Origin of the sequence: Prevotella sp. P6B4, from assembly GCF_000619985.1 — a bacterium.
Lineage (GTDB): Bacteria > Bacteroidota > Bacteroidia > Bacteroidales > Bacteroidaceae > Prevotella.
This window is the reverse complement of the sequence record NZ_JHVE01000025.1, coordinates 1-15590: the sequence shown is the minus strand read 5'-3', so window position 1 is coordinate 15590 and position 15590 is coordinate 1. Positions and strand designations below refer to the sequence as shown.

At 45.3% G+C, this 15590-nt stretch carries 16 protein-coding genes, 1 tRNA gene and 1 rRNA gene; 4 read left to right on the top strand and 14 right to left on the bottom strand.

All coding sequences use genetic code 11. The annotated features are described in order from the left end of the window. Window position 1: 1 nt before the first annotated feature. Window positions 2–685: a tetratricopeptide repeat protein gene (locus T491_RS0113750; protein ID WP_028904394.1), complete on the bottom strand. Its 684-nt coding sequence runs from the start codon at window positions 683–685 to the stop codon at window positions 2–4. Window positions 686–826: 141 nt separating this feature from the next. Here T491_RS0113750 and T491_RS0113745 point away from each other — a divergent pair, with 141 nt between their 5' ends. Together T491_RS0113745 and T491_RS0113740 are read left to right on the top strand one after the other, a co-directional pair. After that, window positions 827–1927 (top strand): DNA replication/repair protein RecF, encoded by a 1101-nt coding sequence (locus T491_RS0113745; RefSeq protein WP_028904393.1) that lies wholly within the window; start codon window positions 827–829, stop codon window positions 1925–1927. Continuing rightward, window positions 1920–2210 carry a DUF721 domain-containing protein gene (locus tag T491_RS0113740; protein ID WP_028904392.1) on the top strand — a complete coding sequence of 97 codons (291 nt, stop codon included), beginning with the start codon at window positions 1920–1922 and terminating at the stop codon, window positions 2208–2210. The genes T491_RS0113745 and T491_RS0113740 overlap by 8 nt, the downstream gene beginning before the upstream one ends. Here T491_RS0113740 and T491_RS0113735 read toward each other — a convergent pair. From T491_RS0113735 to T491_RS0113690, 10 genes are all read right to left on the bottom strand, one after another. Next, the gene (locus tag T491_RS0113735; RefSeq protein WP_028904391.1) at window positions 2207–2737 is read right to left on the bottom strand and encodes a 5-formyltetrahydrofolate cyclo-ligase; all 531 of its coding nucleotides are present in this window, start codon (window positions 2735–2737) and stop codon (window positions 2207–2209) included. The genes T491_RS0113740 and T491_RS0113735 overlap by 4 nt on opposite strands. Continuing rightward, on the bottom strand, window positions 2730–4430 hold the full coding sequence (locus T491_RS0113730) for a S41 family peptidase (RefSeq protein ID WP_028904390.1): 1701 nt from the start codon (window positions 4428–4430) through the stop codon (window positions 2730–2732). Before T491_RS0113730 ends, T491_RS0113735 begins: the two co-directional genes overlap by 8 nt. Continuing rightward, on the bottom strand, window positions 4430–4867 hold the full coding sequence (locus T491_RS0113725) for a dCMP deaminase family protein (RefSeq protein WP_033147231.1): 438 nt from the start codon (window positions 4865–4867) through the stop codon (window positions 4430–4432). Before T491_RS0113725 ends, T491_RS0113730 begins: the two co-directional genes overlap by 1 nt. Beyond that, window positions 4842–6956 carry a M3 family metallopeptidase gene (locus T491_RS0113720; RefSeq protein ID WP_028904388.1) on the bottom strand — a complete coding sequence of 705 codons (2115 nt, stop codon included), beginning with the start codon at window positions 6954–6956 and terminating at the stop codon, window positions 4842–4844. Before T491_RS0113720 ends, T491_RS0113725 begins: the two co-directional genes overlap by 26 nt. Window positions 6957–7050: 94 nt before the next feature. Further along, window positions 7051–7728: a Crp/Fnr family transcriptional regulator gene (locus T491_RS0113715; RefSeq protein WP_028904387.1), complete on the bottom strand. Its 678-nt coding sequence runs from the start codon at window positions 7726–7728 to the stop codon at window positions 7051–7053. Between the two features lie 4 nt (window positions 7729–7732). Beyond that, window positions 7733–8758, bottom strand: coding sequence for an FAD:protein FMN transferase (locus T491_RS0113710; RefSeq protein ID WP_028904386.1), 1026 nt, complete (start codon window positions 8756–8758; stop codon window positions 7733–7735). 4 nt (window positions 8759–8762) lie between these two features. Next, window positions 8763–9449: a DUF6048 family protein gene (locus tag T491_RS0113705; RefSeq protein ID WP_036916152.1), complete on the bottom strand. Its 687-nt coding sequence runs from the start codon at window positions 9447–9449 to the stop codon at window positions 8763–8765. Next, a complete protein-coding gene (locus T491_RS0113700) occupies window positions 9400–9912 on the bottom strand; it encodes a DUF6452 family protein (RefSeq protein ID WP_051523172.1) in 513 nt (170 codons plus the stop codon). The genes T491_RS0113705 and T491_RS0113700 overlap by 50 nt, the downstream gene beginning before the upstream one ends. Next, window positions 9909–10865 (bottom strand): glycosyltransferase family 2 protein, encoded by a 957-nt coding sequence (locus tag T491_RS0113695; protein WP_028904383.1) that lies wholly within the window; start codon window positions 10863–10865, stop codon window positions 9909–9911. Before T491_RS0113695 ends, T491_RS0113700 begins: the two co-directional genes overlap by 4 nt. Before the next feature lie 8 nt (window positions 10866–10873). Then, entirely contained in the window at window positions 10874–11416 is a 543-nt protein-coding gene (locus T491_RS0113690; protein WP_028904382.1) for a DUF4199 domain-containing protein, read from the bottom strand. Between the two features lie 252 nt (window positions 11417–11668). On the opposite strand from T491_RS0113690, the gene T491_RS0113685 reads away from it, so the two are divergent. Further along, a tRNA-Thr gene (locus tag T491_RS0113685) sits at window positions 11669–11742 on the top strand. 75 nt (window positions 11743–11817) lie between these two features. Here the strand turns inward: T491_RS0113685 and hemG are convergent. Together hemG and hemN are read right to left on the bottom strand one after the other, a co-directional pair. Beyond that, the gene (hemG, locus tag T491_RS0113680; RefSeq protein ID WP_028904381.1) at window positions 11818–13161 is read right to left on the bottom strand and encodes a protoporphyrinogen oxidase; all 1344 of its coding nucleotides are present in this window, start codon (window positions 13159–13161) and stop codon (window positions 11818–11820) included. 1 nt (window position 13162) lies between these two features. Next, window positions 13163–14527 carry an oxygen-independent coproporphyrinogen III oxidase gene (hemN, locus tag T491_RS0113675; protein ID WP_028904380.1) on the bottom strand — a complete coding sequence of 455 codons (1365 nt, stop codon included), beginning with the start codon at window positions 14525–14527 and terminating at the stop codon, window positions 13163–13165. Window positions 14528–14673: 146 nt separating this feature from the next. Here hemN and T491_RS16660 point away from each other — a divergent pair, with 146 nt between their 5' ends. Continuing rightward, a complete protein-coding gene (locus T491_RS16660) occupies window positions 14674–15129 on the top strand; it encodes a hypothetical protein (RefSeq protein ID WP_051523171.1) in 456 nt (151 codons plus the stop codon). 201 nt (window positions 15130–15330) lie between these two features. On the opposite strand, the gene rrf is transcribed toward T491_RS16660, so the two are convergent. Continuing rightward, window positions 15331–15443 (bottom strand): 5S ribosomal RNA (rrf, locus tag T491_RS0113665). Between the last annotated feature and the right edge of the window lie 147 nt (window positions 15444–15590).

The window sequence follows — 15590 nt, the reverse complement described above, 5'->3', positions numbered from 1 at the left end:
TTTATTTTGCTGAAACACGCTCAATATAACCATCGATGGTCTGGTAAGCCATTGAGTTGAAGTACTTCTCCTTCACCTCCTGATACAACTTCAGAGCCTCATCGTTCTTACCTTGGCTCTCGAGAATCTCACCAGCCTGAATCAGGAAGGTAGGAGACAGAGAGTTATTGTCGGCCTTCTCAGCAGCCTTCTTCAGGTGAGAAACAGCCTTGTCGAGCTGGTTCAGGTGAGCATATACATTACCTAAAGCACCCTCGGCAGCAGGAGAAATCATCTGATCGTCGGCACCATCGAACTCCTCGAGGTACTTAGCAGCATCTTCCCACTTATTGAGCTTTGCGCTGCAAAGGCCGGCATAGAGGTTAGCCAGGTTACCAGCATCTGTAGAACTGTACTCATCAGCCAACTTCACGAAGCCCTTGAAATTAGCGCTATCGCCAGTCAAAGCCTTCTGATACTCGCCTGCCATGAAGAGCTCCTGGCCCTTAGCAATGGCGGTGCTTGCCTTCACCTCGTTAGGACCGCTTACATAGGTCACGTAGAGGACTGTACCTGTGATGATTAATACAATTGCTACTACTGCAGCACCAATGGCCTTCTTGTACTTTACGAAGAAAGCCTCACTCTGATTCAGGCTCTGCTCAGCTGTCTGGGCGGCCTGCTGTTGATTTGTTGTATTTGCCATTATAATATTTATATTTAAATTTCCAAAAATCGGGTGCAAAGTTACTAAAAAAGCCACATATTTTACATATTTTCAGGGAAAATATTTATTAATCTGTGTTAATCCGTGCCATCAATGCTCAAAAAACGCTACCTTTGCACTATGATTCTAGAAAAGTTATCGGTCATCAACTACAAAAACATCGCAGAGGCCACCTTGGAATTCTCACCCAAAATCAACTGCCTGATCGGGCAGAACGGCGTGGGAAAAACCAATGTGCTCGATGCCATTTACTATCTGTCATTCTGCCATTCGGCTAATAACCCCATCGACTCACAGGTAATCAGACATGGAGCCGAATTCTTTGTGCTGGAGGGCTCATACGAGAACGACCTCCACATCTATTGTGGCATGAAGCGCGGCGTAAAAAAACATTTCAAACGCAATAAAAAAGAATACCGCCGACTGTCGGAACATATCGGACTGATACCGATTGTGGTGGTAGCACCCTCAGACACCCTGCTCATTGAGGGAGGAAGCGAGGAGCGACGCCGACTGATGGACATGGTGATAGCGCAGTACGACCATGGCTACATGGAGGCAATGAACCGCTATAACAAAGCCCTGCAACAGCGAAATGCCATGCTGAAACAGGAAGAAGAGCCCAACATTGATGTGATCAGTCTGTTTGAAGAACAGATGGCCACAGAGGGCGAGCGCATATACCAAAGTCGAAAGGCATTTGTTGAAGAACTGACACCGGTTTTCCAACGTATCCACGACACGATTGCTGAAAACAGAGAGCAGGTAGGTCTGAACTACATCTCGCATTGTCAGCGAGGTCCGCTATTGGAGGTGATACAGCGTGACCGATTCAAGGACCGCGCCATCGGCTACTCGCTACATGGCGTGCACCGCGACGACCTGGAAATAACCCTTGATGGGCATCTGATGAAGCGCGAAGGCAGCCAAGGACAGAACAAGACCTTTGTCATCGCCCTGAAGCTGGCACAGTTCGACTTCCTGAAGCGCACCAACTCGAAAACCACACCACTGCTGCTACTCGATGACATCTTCGACAAGTTGGATGCGCAGCGTGTGGAACAAATCGTGAAACTGGTGGCAGGTGATGAATTCGGACAGATTTTCATTACCGATACCAACCGCGACCATCTGGATCTGATTCTCAGCCGATCTAGCCTCGACTATAAGATTTTCCATGTTGACAACGGTGAAATAGAAGAAATCAAGAAAGATGTTTAAACGCGACGTACACAATATCAAAGACCTGATTCTGAAGAATCTGAGAAATCAGGGACTGGAGACGCCTCTGCTACAGAAGCGGCTGATTGACTCATGGAGCGAAGTGGTGGGCCAGATGATAACCAGCTATACCGACGGCTTGGTTATCAGGAACCAGACACTATTCGTACACATCACAAATCCTGCTCTGAGAGCCGACCTGTCGATGATGCGCAGCGAACTGGTGAAAAAACTGAATGCCCATGTAGGCACTCAGATCATTGTTGACATCAAGTTTAATTAAATCACCACGTCGACAGACACGTCGCATGGCTCTGTGGGTACAATTTCCACTTTCTGGAAATCGAAACAAACACCAATGAGTTGAGGGCAAGGCTGAGATAACGAACCCAAGAACCTGTCGTAGTACCCCTTTCCCCTACCCAACCGATGACCTTGGGCATCGAACGCCATTCCAGGCACCAATATCACATCAATAGACTCGTCGGCAGGCATCGGCTCGCCAATCGGTTCCATAATACCGTAAGCACCCTGACGCAAACTATCGGCACCCGTATAACGACAAAGCACCATCTCCTCGGCACTCACCACCCGAGGCAGATAAACAGTTTTACCTGCAGCCAGAAGTTCATCAATGAAGCGATGGGTATCAACCTCGTCTGCCAACGAATAATAGGCCACAATGGTATGGGCCTCACGGAGCAACGGCTTGATGCGGTCTATAATGGGCAACGACAGCCCACACAGTTGTTGCTGAGTGAACTGTCGTTTGTATTGACGCACTAATGTTCTGAGCTCGCTCTTAAGCATAAGCTATAAATGTGCTACGGAGTCTCAAAGAGCGATCATCAGCTATCTTTGCCACTTGTTTTCCTTTGACCGGCGCCACTGGCTTCTTAGGGAAAGCGCCCTCTTCGTGGAACAGACGAAGCGTTTCCAGAATTACAGGATCATCCTGATTCAGATACTCTGTCCACGACTGCTCGTTGTGGATATTGTAAATGATACGGCTCACAACGAAACGCTCCAGCAGCTTCTGAGATTTCTGAATCATCAGATTGCGACGCTTCAGACCGTTCTTATCAGCATATACCACAAACTTCTCCAACACATTCTGACGCTTCAAATAGGTTTCCATCTCTTTCACACTCTTCAAAGCGCTGAGCTTGGCGCGGTTCTCATCGGTATAGGTGAAGGCGAACTGCAGAATCAAGCCCGACATGGCAGCCTCTTTATAGTATGAGGTGACACCAAGTGTATCCTCCGGAATAAAGATATCGGGAGTGATACCACCACCGCCATAGACAATACGACCATTGTTGGTATGGTATTCCGGTCCGGTATTCTTAATACTGTCCTTCGAGAAGAACTCACCATGCTGATAACGTGTCAACCAATCGTCGTCATAATGATTGCCGTTGTTATAAGGCTTCTGGATACAACGTCCAGAAGGTGTGTAGTAGCGGGCAATGGTGAGACGGATCATGGAGTGATCGCTGAACTCAATAGGTTTCTGTACCAATCCCTTACCAAACGAGCGACGACCAATAATGGTTCCACGATCGTTATCCTGGATGGCACCAGCCAAGATCTCAGAGGCTGATGCAGAGCTCTCGTCGACCAGAACTACCAAAGGAATACGCTGGTAAGAGCCTCGACCATCAGCACGATAGTCCTGACGATGGAAGGCACGACCCTGTGTATAGACAATCAACTGACCACGAGACAGGAATTCATTGGCAATCTGCACGGCCGACTCCAGATAGCCACCTGTATTGCCACGCAAGTCGATCACCAGATTGCTAAAGTTCTGCTGCGACAGTTTGGCAAGCGCAATCAACAGCTCTGGGTAAGTATTCTCGCCAAAGTTACGGATCTTGATGTAACCGCACTCCGTGTCGAGCATATAGCAAGCGGTAACGCTCTTGGTAGGAATCTCACCACGAGTGATGGTGATATGATGAATCTTGTTCTCGCCATAACGGATAATACCCAACTTGACCTTGGTATCCTTAGGTCCCTTCAAGCGGTGCATCGCCTCCTCGTTAGTAACTTTCTTTCCTACAAAGGCAGAGTCATCCACCTCCACAATCTTATCACCAGCCAACACGCCGGCACGCTCTGCAGGACCATTGCCAATCACATTCTGTACACGGATAGTATCCTGACGAATGGTGAACTCGATACCGATACCGAAGAACGAACCACGTAAGTCATCGTTAGCTATTTCGCCATCGCGGGCAGAAATATACACTGAGTGAGGGTCCAACTCCGCCAGAATCTGAGGCATGGCTTTTTCAACCAGATCATTGATATTGACGGTATCAACATACTGATCGTTGATAAGATGAAGCAGATTGTTCAACTTATTGCCACTCGAATTGATGATATTCAAACGATTGCCCGAAAAGTGGTTGGCATAAAAAGAGCCTATCACTATGCCGACAACCACGCAAACGGCCATCAGCAAAGGCATGAAACGATTGGTTCTATTCTTACTCATTACTCAATGTTATCTAATCCTATATAAATCACCTCGATACCAGCACGTTCCAACAGTTCGATACCATCGGTCAAACGATACTTCTCGCCATAGACCACACGTTTGATGCCTGCCTGGATAATCAACTTAGCACACTCGATACAAGGAGAAGCGGTGATATAGATGGTAGCACCATCGCTATTGTTGTTGCTACGGGCCAGTTTGGTGATGGCGTTTGCCTCAGCATGGAGCACATAAGGCTTGGTCACATTGCTGTCGTCCTCGCAAACATTCTCGAAGCCACTTGGTGTGCCATTATAACCATCGCTGATGATCATCTTATCCTTAACCACCAACGCGCCGACCTGGCGACGCTTGCAGTAGGAATTCTCTGCCCAGATACGCGCCATCCGCAGATAGCGTACGTCCAGTTTACTTTGCTTGTCGTTTGATTCCATTTCTTTTCAGTAATGCGTCAATGGTGGGTTCGCCACCCTTGAACCGTTTATATAATGTCATCGGATTCTCCGTGCCACCTTTCGAAAGAATATTTTCACGGAAGCTGTCAGCAGTCTTCTTATCGAAGATGCCATGCTTCTTGAACACGCTGAAGGCATCGGCATCGAGCACCTCGGCCCATTTGTAACTATAATAGCCTGCAGCATAACCACCAGCCATGATGTGCGAGAACTGCACTGTCATACAGGTATCAGGCAATTGCGGCAGTATCATAGCCTTCTCCCATGCCTTCTTTTCGAAAGGAATGATATCGGCAGTAAACTCATCCTTCTGAGTATAGTAGGCCATATCAAGCAGACCAAAGCTAACCTGACGCATACAAGCATAAGCCACATTGAAGTTACGACTCTTCACGATACGGTCGATAAGTTCATCGGGCAATGGTTCGCCTGTCTGATAATGGAAAGCAAAAGTGCGGAGGAACTCCTTCTCGATGGAAAAGTTCTCCATAAACTGAGAGGGCAGTTCTACGAAATCCCACCACACATTGGTGCCACTCAGGCTCTCGAAGCGTGTGTTGGCAAACATGCCGTGCAATGAATGGCCGAACTCATGCAAGAAGGTTTCCACCTCACCCAATGTCAGCAGTGCAGGTTTGTCCTCTGTAGGTTTAGTAAGGTTCATCACCACGCTGACATGGGGACGCACATTCTTCATATTATCGGGACCGAAGGGTTTCTTCGAGTCAACGCGCTCTTTCCACTGACCTTGATATTCGGTCATCCAGGCACCACCCTGCTTACCCTTGCGGGGATGGAAGTCGGCATAAAAGACTGCAAGGAACGAGCCATCGGCATCGAACACCTCGTAGGCTTTCACGTCAGGATGATATACAGGAATCTCCTTATTCTCCTTGAAGGTGATGCCATACAAACGATTAGCCAGCCCGAACACGCCATCAATCACCTTCGACAATTCGAAATAAGGGCGCAGCATCTCTGCATCAAGGTTATACTTTTCGAGCTGCAACTTATGCGAATAATATGAAAAATCCCAAGGCTCGAGTTTAAAGTCCTTACCCTCCAGCTTTCGGGCCATTTTTTCGATGGCCTCAATCTCTTTGATAGCGGTGGGTTTATAGGCAGCTATCAGATCGTTGAGCAACTTATACACATTACGCACATTGCCGGCCATACGGTGCTTCAGCACATAGTCGGCATAGGTCTTATGACCTAATAACTGAGCCAACTCACGACGCAGATTGACCAATCGCTTACAAATCTCAAGGTTATTCTCCGTATTATCGTGGATACACTCCGTATTCTTAGCCATATACAACTGCTTGCGCAGTTCGCGCTGAGTTGAATAGGTCATGAAAGGAGAATACGAAGGGAAATCGAGTGTGAATACCCAACCTTTCTTATCCTGCTCCTTAGCCGCCAATGCAGCCGCCTCTCGGGCTGTATCAGGCAGACCGTCAAGCTGTGCCTCGTCTGTGATATGCAGTGTAAAAGCCTTGTTCTCCTTCAACAGATTCTGTGAGAACTGCAGACTAAGCATAGAAGCCTCTTCGGTAAGTTGGCGCAAGCGCTCCTTACCTGCAACATCGAGCAGGGCTCCACTACGTACAAAACCATCATAGCAGTTGTCAAGCAGCATCTTTTCCTCAGGCGTCAGCTTGCGGTGATGCTGATGCACATATTTCACACGCTCGAACAAGCGCTCATTCAGTCGGATATCATTAGAATGCTTGGTGAGAATAGGACTCATCTTTTGAGCCAACGCATCCATATCATCGTTGGTCTCAGCCGAGAGCAGATTAAAAAACACGGTAGACACACGCCCCAGCAAATCGTAATAGCCATCCTTATCCTTCTCATCATCTACACTGATGATAGTATTATCGAAAGTAGGTTTGGCAGGGTTATTGATGATCTTCTCTATCTGCTCATCGTCACGGCGGATACCCTCCAACATAGCCTCTTCGTAATCCTCCATGCGGATACGATTGAAAGGAGCTGTGTTGTGAGGTGTGTTATAAGGTTCGAAAAACGGATTCGTTCTCTCAATATTTTCGTTCGTCTTCATACTAACATCTTTTGGATTGCAAAGTTACGACAAAAATCCGATACTTTGTTAAAAGTATGCATTAAAAAAGTTAAAACAGCCAGAATAGCCGACTCTACTTGGTATAGAGCAGTCTTTCAAGCTGTGGAATCTCGATCTTACCCCTGCTCAGAGATATCAGTCCCTGATGCTGCATCTCGTTCAATACACGCGATACATTGAGGCGACTATCGTTCACTTCCTCTGCCAATCGAGTCATCAGAATACTAAACACCTTATGACCTGCTGGATAAGTGACGTGCTGAGTCAAGAAACGAATAATACGGTTTTCGAGCGACGGAACTGGACGATTCCAAAGCAATCGCATCTGTTTTTGGGTTTGCGTAGCAAAATGGTTCATCATATTCAGACGGAACACTAGAAAATCCTCCGTCAACCGCACGAGCTCCTCCTTATCGATAGTAATGAAATTCACATCCGTTTGAGCAATGAAATCGTGGGTATAACGTTGATAGTAGCCAAACACAGCTTCAAGCTGAAGAATATGAGGTGCAACCATCTGTTCCTCAACCGAATAGCCATAGTCGTCGGCATAGGTCCGAACTTTCAAACTGCCATTAATCAAGAAATGAAGCTGATGACACGCATCGCCCGACTTGACGACAGTCTTGCCAGCCCCCAGTTTCACAAATCCGAAACGGGTATGTCCAGCCACTATCTCCAGATCGTCGCGACTCATCCCTTGAAACAAGGGGAATTGCAACAACTTGTCGAACAACTGGAGTACAGCCATAACACTATTGCTGGATTTTATTTTTAAGCGAAGGAGAATACCAAACGGCATTCTTGCCATTCTGATCACTATAGATCAGATAAGCCATTAGTTCCGGGTGCTCATTAAGAATCATCTGCGCTTTTTCCACACCCATCACCATAAACGAGGTGGCATAGGCATCGGCCATGGCACAACTATTGGCAAAAACCGTTGCAGAGAGGATGCTATGCTGAACGGGGTATCCCGTCTTGGGATCGATGGTATGAGCATATCTCTTACCATCCTTATAATAGAAGTTACGATAGTTTCCACTGGTAGCCATCGCTTTATCTGTAATAGCAATAATACTTTGAACGCCTTGACCAACACCCTGAGGGTCTTCTACAGGTTTCGAGATACCCACACGCCAAGGCTTCTGCTCAGGGTTCACACCACTGGTCACAATTTCGCCACCAATCTCAATCATAAAATTATTGATTCCCTTACTACGCAACAACCTGGCCACCACATCGGTGCCATATCCCTTTGCTATAGCTGAGCAATCGAGCATAATACGAGGGTCAGTCTTATGAATCCGTCCTTTTTCAAGCGACACTTTCTGATAGCCGACAATCTGCATCAGACTGTCCACCTGCTCCTTAGTAGGCTCAATACCATTTTTGAAACCAAAGCCCCAGGCATTAACCAAAGGAGCCACTGTAATATCGAATGCGCCATCAGTCTCCTTCGATATCTTCATCGCCAACTGATAAACATCCAGAAACATATCGTTAAGCTTCACGTCCTGATTCTGATTGACAACAGTAATGATTGACTGCTTATTGAAAGGCGATAACGACAGATCGACCTTTGCCAGTTCAGCATTAATACTATACGTAAGGTCAGAATCGCACTGGTAAACAGCATGGTAGAAAGTACCAAACACCTTGTCAGCACTTTTCTGATAAGGGAGATTGCGCTGCTGACGGATAATCAGCACCGTACCCACAATAAGCAGTACCAAGAAAGGCAACTGCCACATCAGTTTCTTGTTTACCTGTTTCTGCATCAGTCTAAATATCTATTATGACATTGAAAGTCCCTCCCAATCGGGTATCACCAAAATTACCATATCCCGGCACATACCACGTATTGCCAAAATCGCCCTCCTTATGGGCTATACGACGCTTATATCGCAAACTCCACCCCAGATGTAGAGGGCCAAAGATCTTTGCATCCACTCCTATCACAGCTTCCAGCCAATGCTGGTTACACTGGGCATCCTTCACCCCATAGCCAGTATTCCAAAGCCATACAGGATCAGGGAAATCTGCACGCGAAATATCCACTTTGTATGACGTAAAAGCATAGCGCAAACCACCATATAATCGGTTAACTCCATGCTTATCCTTCAACAAGTTCTTATCTACACCTATTTTGAAATAGGGAGCCGAAGTGCTATAGTGGATATGAGTTACATCGTCATCGTGATTGGATCTGCCTAAACCAGCCTCGATAATCGGGAACCACTCATCGTGAAGATTGATACGCAAAGCGCCCTCATACTGTCCGCAATCCGAGAATGCCATCATGCCAGCACCCACCAGATCAAACGAAACGGCAAATCCACGAAACATAGGAATAGAGTCTTTCTGGAATGAGAAAAACTTCTGAGCCTGAGCTGGCACCGATGCCGAAAGCGCCACAAAACTAATTGCCGCTCTTAGGATAGAGGTAGAAATGAACCGTCTGATAATCATAGGTCACTGAGGGGTTATTAATCACTAATGAGTCGATATGATGACACGTATATTTCACATCTGTCAAGGTATGAAAAAAAGCGGTATTGCAGTCTACAGACTCGAAATGAGGATAATCATTCTTCTTAATCCATACCGTATCGGTAACATGCAAATCGGTATCGTTATTATCAAACTGAAACAGCAACACATCCTCAGGATGCGAGTAGCTAATAGGCAAGGTAAATTTGCTGATACCAATACCTTTATTAAGGATGATAGAGTCGCGACCATTATAAAGTACAACTTTATTCTCGTCAGCACGAACTGTCGAAATGGTCATTGTGTCTGTAAGTTTCAACTCTGTTCCGTCGCTATTACGTATCTGATACAAAGTAGCAACCGTATTGTTTACGGGACAATCGATGGATGAACAAGCTGTCATCAGCACCATCAGGAACAGATATACAAGACGTTTCATCATATCTTCTCTTCTATTTGATAGTCATTACGTCCACTCGACGAACGGCTAATCAGATCGCCCAGGAATCCGGTCAAGAACAACTGGGTACCCATTAGCATCATAGTGAGTGCAATGTAGAAGAAGGGAGAATCAGTTACCAGTCGCTGGGGGACACCATTAGCCAAGCACAATAGTTTATCTGCACCTATCCAAACAGCAGCTACGAATCCGATAAAAAACATCACAGTACCCAAAAATCCGAAAACATGCATCGGCTTCTTGCCAAAAGTACTCAGAAACCAGAGTGTCAGCAAATCAAGATAGCCATTCACAAAACGGTTTAACCCCATGAACTTTGACGAGCCGTACTTACGGGCCTGATGCTGCACCACTTTCTCACCAATCTTGTTGAATCCAGCATTCTTTGCCAGATAAGGGATATAACGATGCATCTCGCCATAAACCTCAATATTTTTCACAACAGCCTTACGATAAGCCTTCAGACCACAGTTAAAATCATGCAGATTCTTGATTCCACTAATCTTGCGAGCTGTTGCATTAAACAACTTGGTGGGGATAGTTTTCGAAATAGGATCATATCGTTTCTGCTTGTAGCCACTAACAAGGTCGTAACCATCTTCCTTAACCATTCGATACAACTCGGGGATTTCATCAGGCGAGTCCTGAAGGTCAGCATCCATGGTAATTACCACATCGCCCTGAGCCTGTTCAAAACCACAATACAGTGCAGGACTCTTTCCGTAGTTTCTACGGAACTTGATGCCCTTCACCACATCAGGTTGCTGCTTGTTCAACTCCGAAATGATCTCCCACGAACGGTCAGTAGAACCATCATTGATAAAAATCACCTCATAGCTGAATTTATTAGCTTTCATCACACGCTCTATCCAGGCATAAAGTTCTGGAATAGACTCATCCTCATTATAAAGAGGTATAACTACTGATATATCCATAAGTATTTCTATTCGTCAATCTTCAATCTTTTTTTCTGCATGATCAAACCAATGGGTACACCAAAAATGAAACCCAACAAAATATTGATTGTCAAAACATTCAGTGCATAATCGATAGGACGAGTGGTTGCCATTTCTGTCAGACTTTCGTCTATCACTTTGGTCATACCATATTGTTCAAGCATGGTGCGACCTTCTTCACTGGTCATCATCTTAGAAAAAGAGTTAACCAGATAGCCATCATCCAAATAAGCAAAATAGAGGTACTGAGCCACAGCCAACAAAATAGCACCATAGAAAAACACAAAAATGGTATACGCATAGCTGCGTCCAAAGGAGATAACACCTTCCCGACCCTCATCACGAAACTTACGTAAACGATTGGCAACAAAAAAGGGAGTCGAAACTACCATCAGCAAAGAAGCCATAGCCAACAACTGATTAGATAATCCAATGATATAGCTGGCAAAGCTAACAATCCAAAGAATTGCCAGGAAGAAACCATCCTGACGGGCGTAAGCCTTCAATTGTATGTATTCTGGTGCAGTCATCTTTTAACATTTACCACTTTCAGGGTGCAAAATTACGCATTTTCCTGCATATAACAGGTCCTTTCTCTAAAAAAATAGTTAAAAATCCCAATTTTCTTAATTCCCAATTCTTAATTCTTAATTAATTTATGTACCTTTGCACCCGCTAAAATGGGTAAGTCCTGTACGGCCAGCTCCCTTTGAATCCCCCAGGGTGGGAACGCAGCAAGGGTATTAGGTCGTAGCGGCGCGATACAGATCGCTTACCCACCCGCCTCTTTAGCTCAGTTGGCCAGAGCACGTGATTTGTAATCTCGGGGTCGTTGGTTCGAATCCGACAAGAGGCTCAGAAAGAGAGAGGATTGGCTTTTACCAGTCCTCTCTCTTATTTTTTCCAAAAGACAGATGTCCGCCCTTCCTATTTATATCGTTGCTGCTATCTCTGCTGCTTGATGAATGCGATTACCCATACCGATGCCATCACGAAGATTTCCAGCCAGCACCAAACCTGGATAACGCTGCTGAAGATCAGCAACCGCTCGAAGACGCTCACCACTATCAGCATAATACTGGGGAATGGCATGCTCGTGACGGAAAATACGAATCATGTCCGGCTCTATGTCTGAAGGATATTTCAACATCTCGTGGAAGGCATCAATCACCATTTGACGGATCTCATCGTCGCTTTTCTGTAGATAATCAGCATGCCGAGCACCACCCATAAAATAGGAATAGAGTGCGCCCCCCTCTGGTGCACGCCCCTCGAAACACTCTGACGGGAACAGGATACCAAGAACCTGCTTTCCCTCCTTACTGGGCACCAAGCCACCAAAAGCTGGCAGACGTAAGGCACCAGCATCACGAACCCCCACACAAACCTGAATGATGGGAGCATAGAACAATCGAGTGATAGGCTCAAGTTGCTCTTGGGGAATAAAAGGCAACAAATCAGGCAAAGCATAAGCGCCAACAGTAGTCACCACATGATGACAACTGATAACTGTATCAGCATAGCTAACCTTCCACATTCCCTCGCCGTCAGGCCTTACACGAATATCCTGAGCACCAGTTACAATTTCCACATTCTTCGCTAACGCCTGCACCAAATGTTGCAGGCCACCAACAGCCGAAAAAACCTTCTTAGTAGCCATGCGATCGCGATCGGTCTTTGGCTCCTTAACCTTAGCCATTGCTCCACGTACGAAACTGCCATAATTGGCCTCAAGATTATACAGTTTAGGCAAGGCATAGCGTGTACATAGCTTCATCGGATCACCAGCATAGACACCTGAGATAAAGGGATCGACAGCATATTCGAAGAACGAACGTCCCAAACGACGCTGAGCCAACGAACCGATAGACTCGTCAGGATCAGTCCCTTGCTTGCGCCAAGGTTCACCGAGAATACGAAACTTATCTTTCAACGAGAAAAGCGGAGTGGTTACCGCACTAATCAGACCTGAAGGCAAAGCATGAAAATGTTTGCCTTTCCAAATCAATCGACGCTTTGAAGACTCACGTGCCGTTTCCATCTGGCACTCATTAGCCAATGCCTGGAATAATTCTGTCACTTCAGGAAATGACACCACACCTGTATTGGGACCGCTCTCGAAAGTAAATCCTTCATCGATGTAAGTACATATCTGTCCACCTATACGTTGCTGTTTTTCGAGTACCAGCACATCGCGACCTGCTTTTTTCAAATTAAAGGCTGTACTAAGTCCAGTCAATCCAGCACCTATAATGACAATATCTGTTTCTTGCATATTAAATTGGTTTAGAGTATTTCTTATCCGTATGTGCCATCAAGGGATCGAGGGCAGCAGCTACGCAACGTACAAAAGGCCTACCATAAGTGTTTACCTCGATACGGTCAGCATCGAAACGTAGCAATCCATCGGTCTGCATTTCCAAGAGCTGCTGTTCTTTGTAACCACATGCCTCGCGCAATTCGCCCACACCAACACCCAGACGTAAAGCCACATCGCTCCAACTGAGCGTATAGTTACACATTAAAGTCTCAATAACTTCGCGCACCATTTTTTCCTGAGCCGAAAGGTGATAACCTCTCTGAACATAAAGCCGCCCAGCCTTAATACTTTCAATATATTCACTGATATTACGTCCATTCTGGGCATAGGCATCATCAAGCTGACTTATGGCCGTTACACCAAAGGCATAAACCTGCGCAGTAGTGCGACGTGTACAGTACCCTTGAAAGTTACGATGTAACTGACCCTGATTCAAGGCCACAGCAAGTTCATCCCCAGGTAACACAAAATGATCAAGACCAATTGGCTGATAGCCTGCCTCTAACAATACTTCGGAAGCCACCTCGTACATACGTCCCTTTTCACTAGAAAGAGGCAATCCAACCTTATCCAATACTTGCTGACGGGGAAACAAATGAGGCAGATGTGCATAAGAGAAGGTGACAAGACGATCTGGTAGCCACTCTGCAGCCTGCTCAATGGTTGATCTGAACGATTCAACAGTTTGCAAAGGTAAGCCATAGAGAAAATCAAGATTCACAGTAGCACCAGATGCGCGCAGAATATCAAGTATCTGGGAAACGGGCAGTAATGACGGACGGCGGTTTACAACATTAAGCACCTCAGGATGCAAATCTTGAACACCTAAACTATAGCGAGTGAAACCACATTCCGTCAACTGTACCCAATCTCCTTCTGACATATAGCCAGGATGACACTCAATGGCAATTTCAGGTTTCTCTATGGTTGGTGCAATAGATAGCAGATGCTCGTTCAACTCACGAATTAACTGAATAGGAAGGGTTGTAGGACTACCACCACCATAGTGAATCTGTGAAATCTGTCGATTATGGTCAATATGGCAAGCTACCATATCTATCTCATGATGAAGAGCGTCTACATACGCCTTCACTACTTCTGGTTTAGCCTGAGGATAAGAATTACAGCCACAATAGTGACACAAATGACGACAAAACGGGATATGCAGATAAAATGATATCTGATTCTGATGTGCCAGATTCGACTTAACTACCATCGACAGAAACTCTTCTTCCGCAAACTTAGTAAAGTAGTTTGCAGGCGGGTAACTGGTGTAACGAGGCACTGGGCTATTATACTTATTAATCAGTTTGTTTTGCATGGGTGCAAAGGTAATGCATTCTTTGAATACATGCAATCCACATTTATATGGATTTTCTCACACAGATAAACAAATAATAATAGAAAACTCGGATTATTGAGAAAAAAAAAGTATCTTTGCAAACAATAACAGAAAAAAATAATAATATGGAACAAAAAGGTACGCGCGATCTACTTTTAGAGACTCTTAACAAGATTGGCTGTCAATACGAACTTGCACAGAACGAGGAAGACGATCGCATTCTCTTTGCATATCAAGGCGAACATTTTATCGCAAACGCCAAAAACGATTTGCGATTCATTCAGATATGGGATACCCATTGGGCACAAATTGAACTCTACGATATCGACGAGTTCGCACGTTTAAAGAAAGTGATTAACGCTGCTAATCTCAATAATAGTGTGATAACAGTATATACCATAGACGAGAATGCAAAAACAGTTAATATACATTGTAAATCAACCATTCTCTTCATTCCAGAGATTCCTGTCATTGAGGACTATATAAAATTGGAACTAAATGAATTTTTCCGTACCCATCAATTCATCAACCTAGAAATGGCAAAATTACGCAATCAAGAAGAACCTATTGGGACGAATTAACGTCACTACATTATGGACACATTACACATCATAATAGTCATAATTCTTATCGTTATCGGTATAGCCATCTACATAAACAAGCGCAATGAACAGTTATAATAATCAAATTAGCGTTTGTCGGATTCTATCAGTCCACTGCATACATAGATAAAACGAAAAGGCCCCGAGAATATTGTATTCCCGAGGCTTCTCTTCGAAAAAAGACGGCGGCTTCCTACTCTCCCGCATTGCATTGCAGTACCATCGGCGCAGGTGGGCTTAACTTCTCTGTTCGGAATGGGAAGAGGTGGGACCCCACTGCAATAACCACCTGATATAGGTTATTGACATTGTCGACACAAGAAACCTCCGTAGAAGTTTGTTTCAGATACTAGATTACATCTGATAATATCAGCATGAAGCGAAAGATCTCGGGCAATTAGTAGTGCTCGGCTTTGACGTCACCGTCTTTACACCTGCAC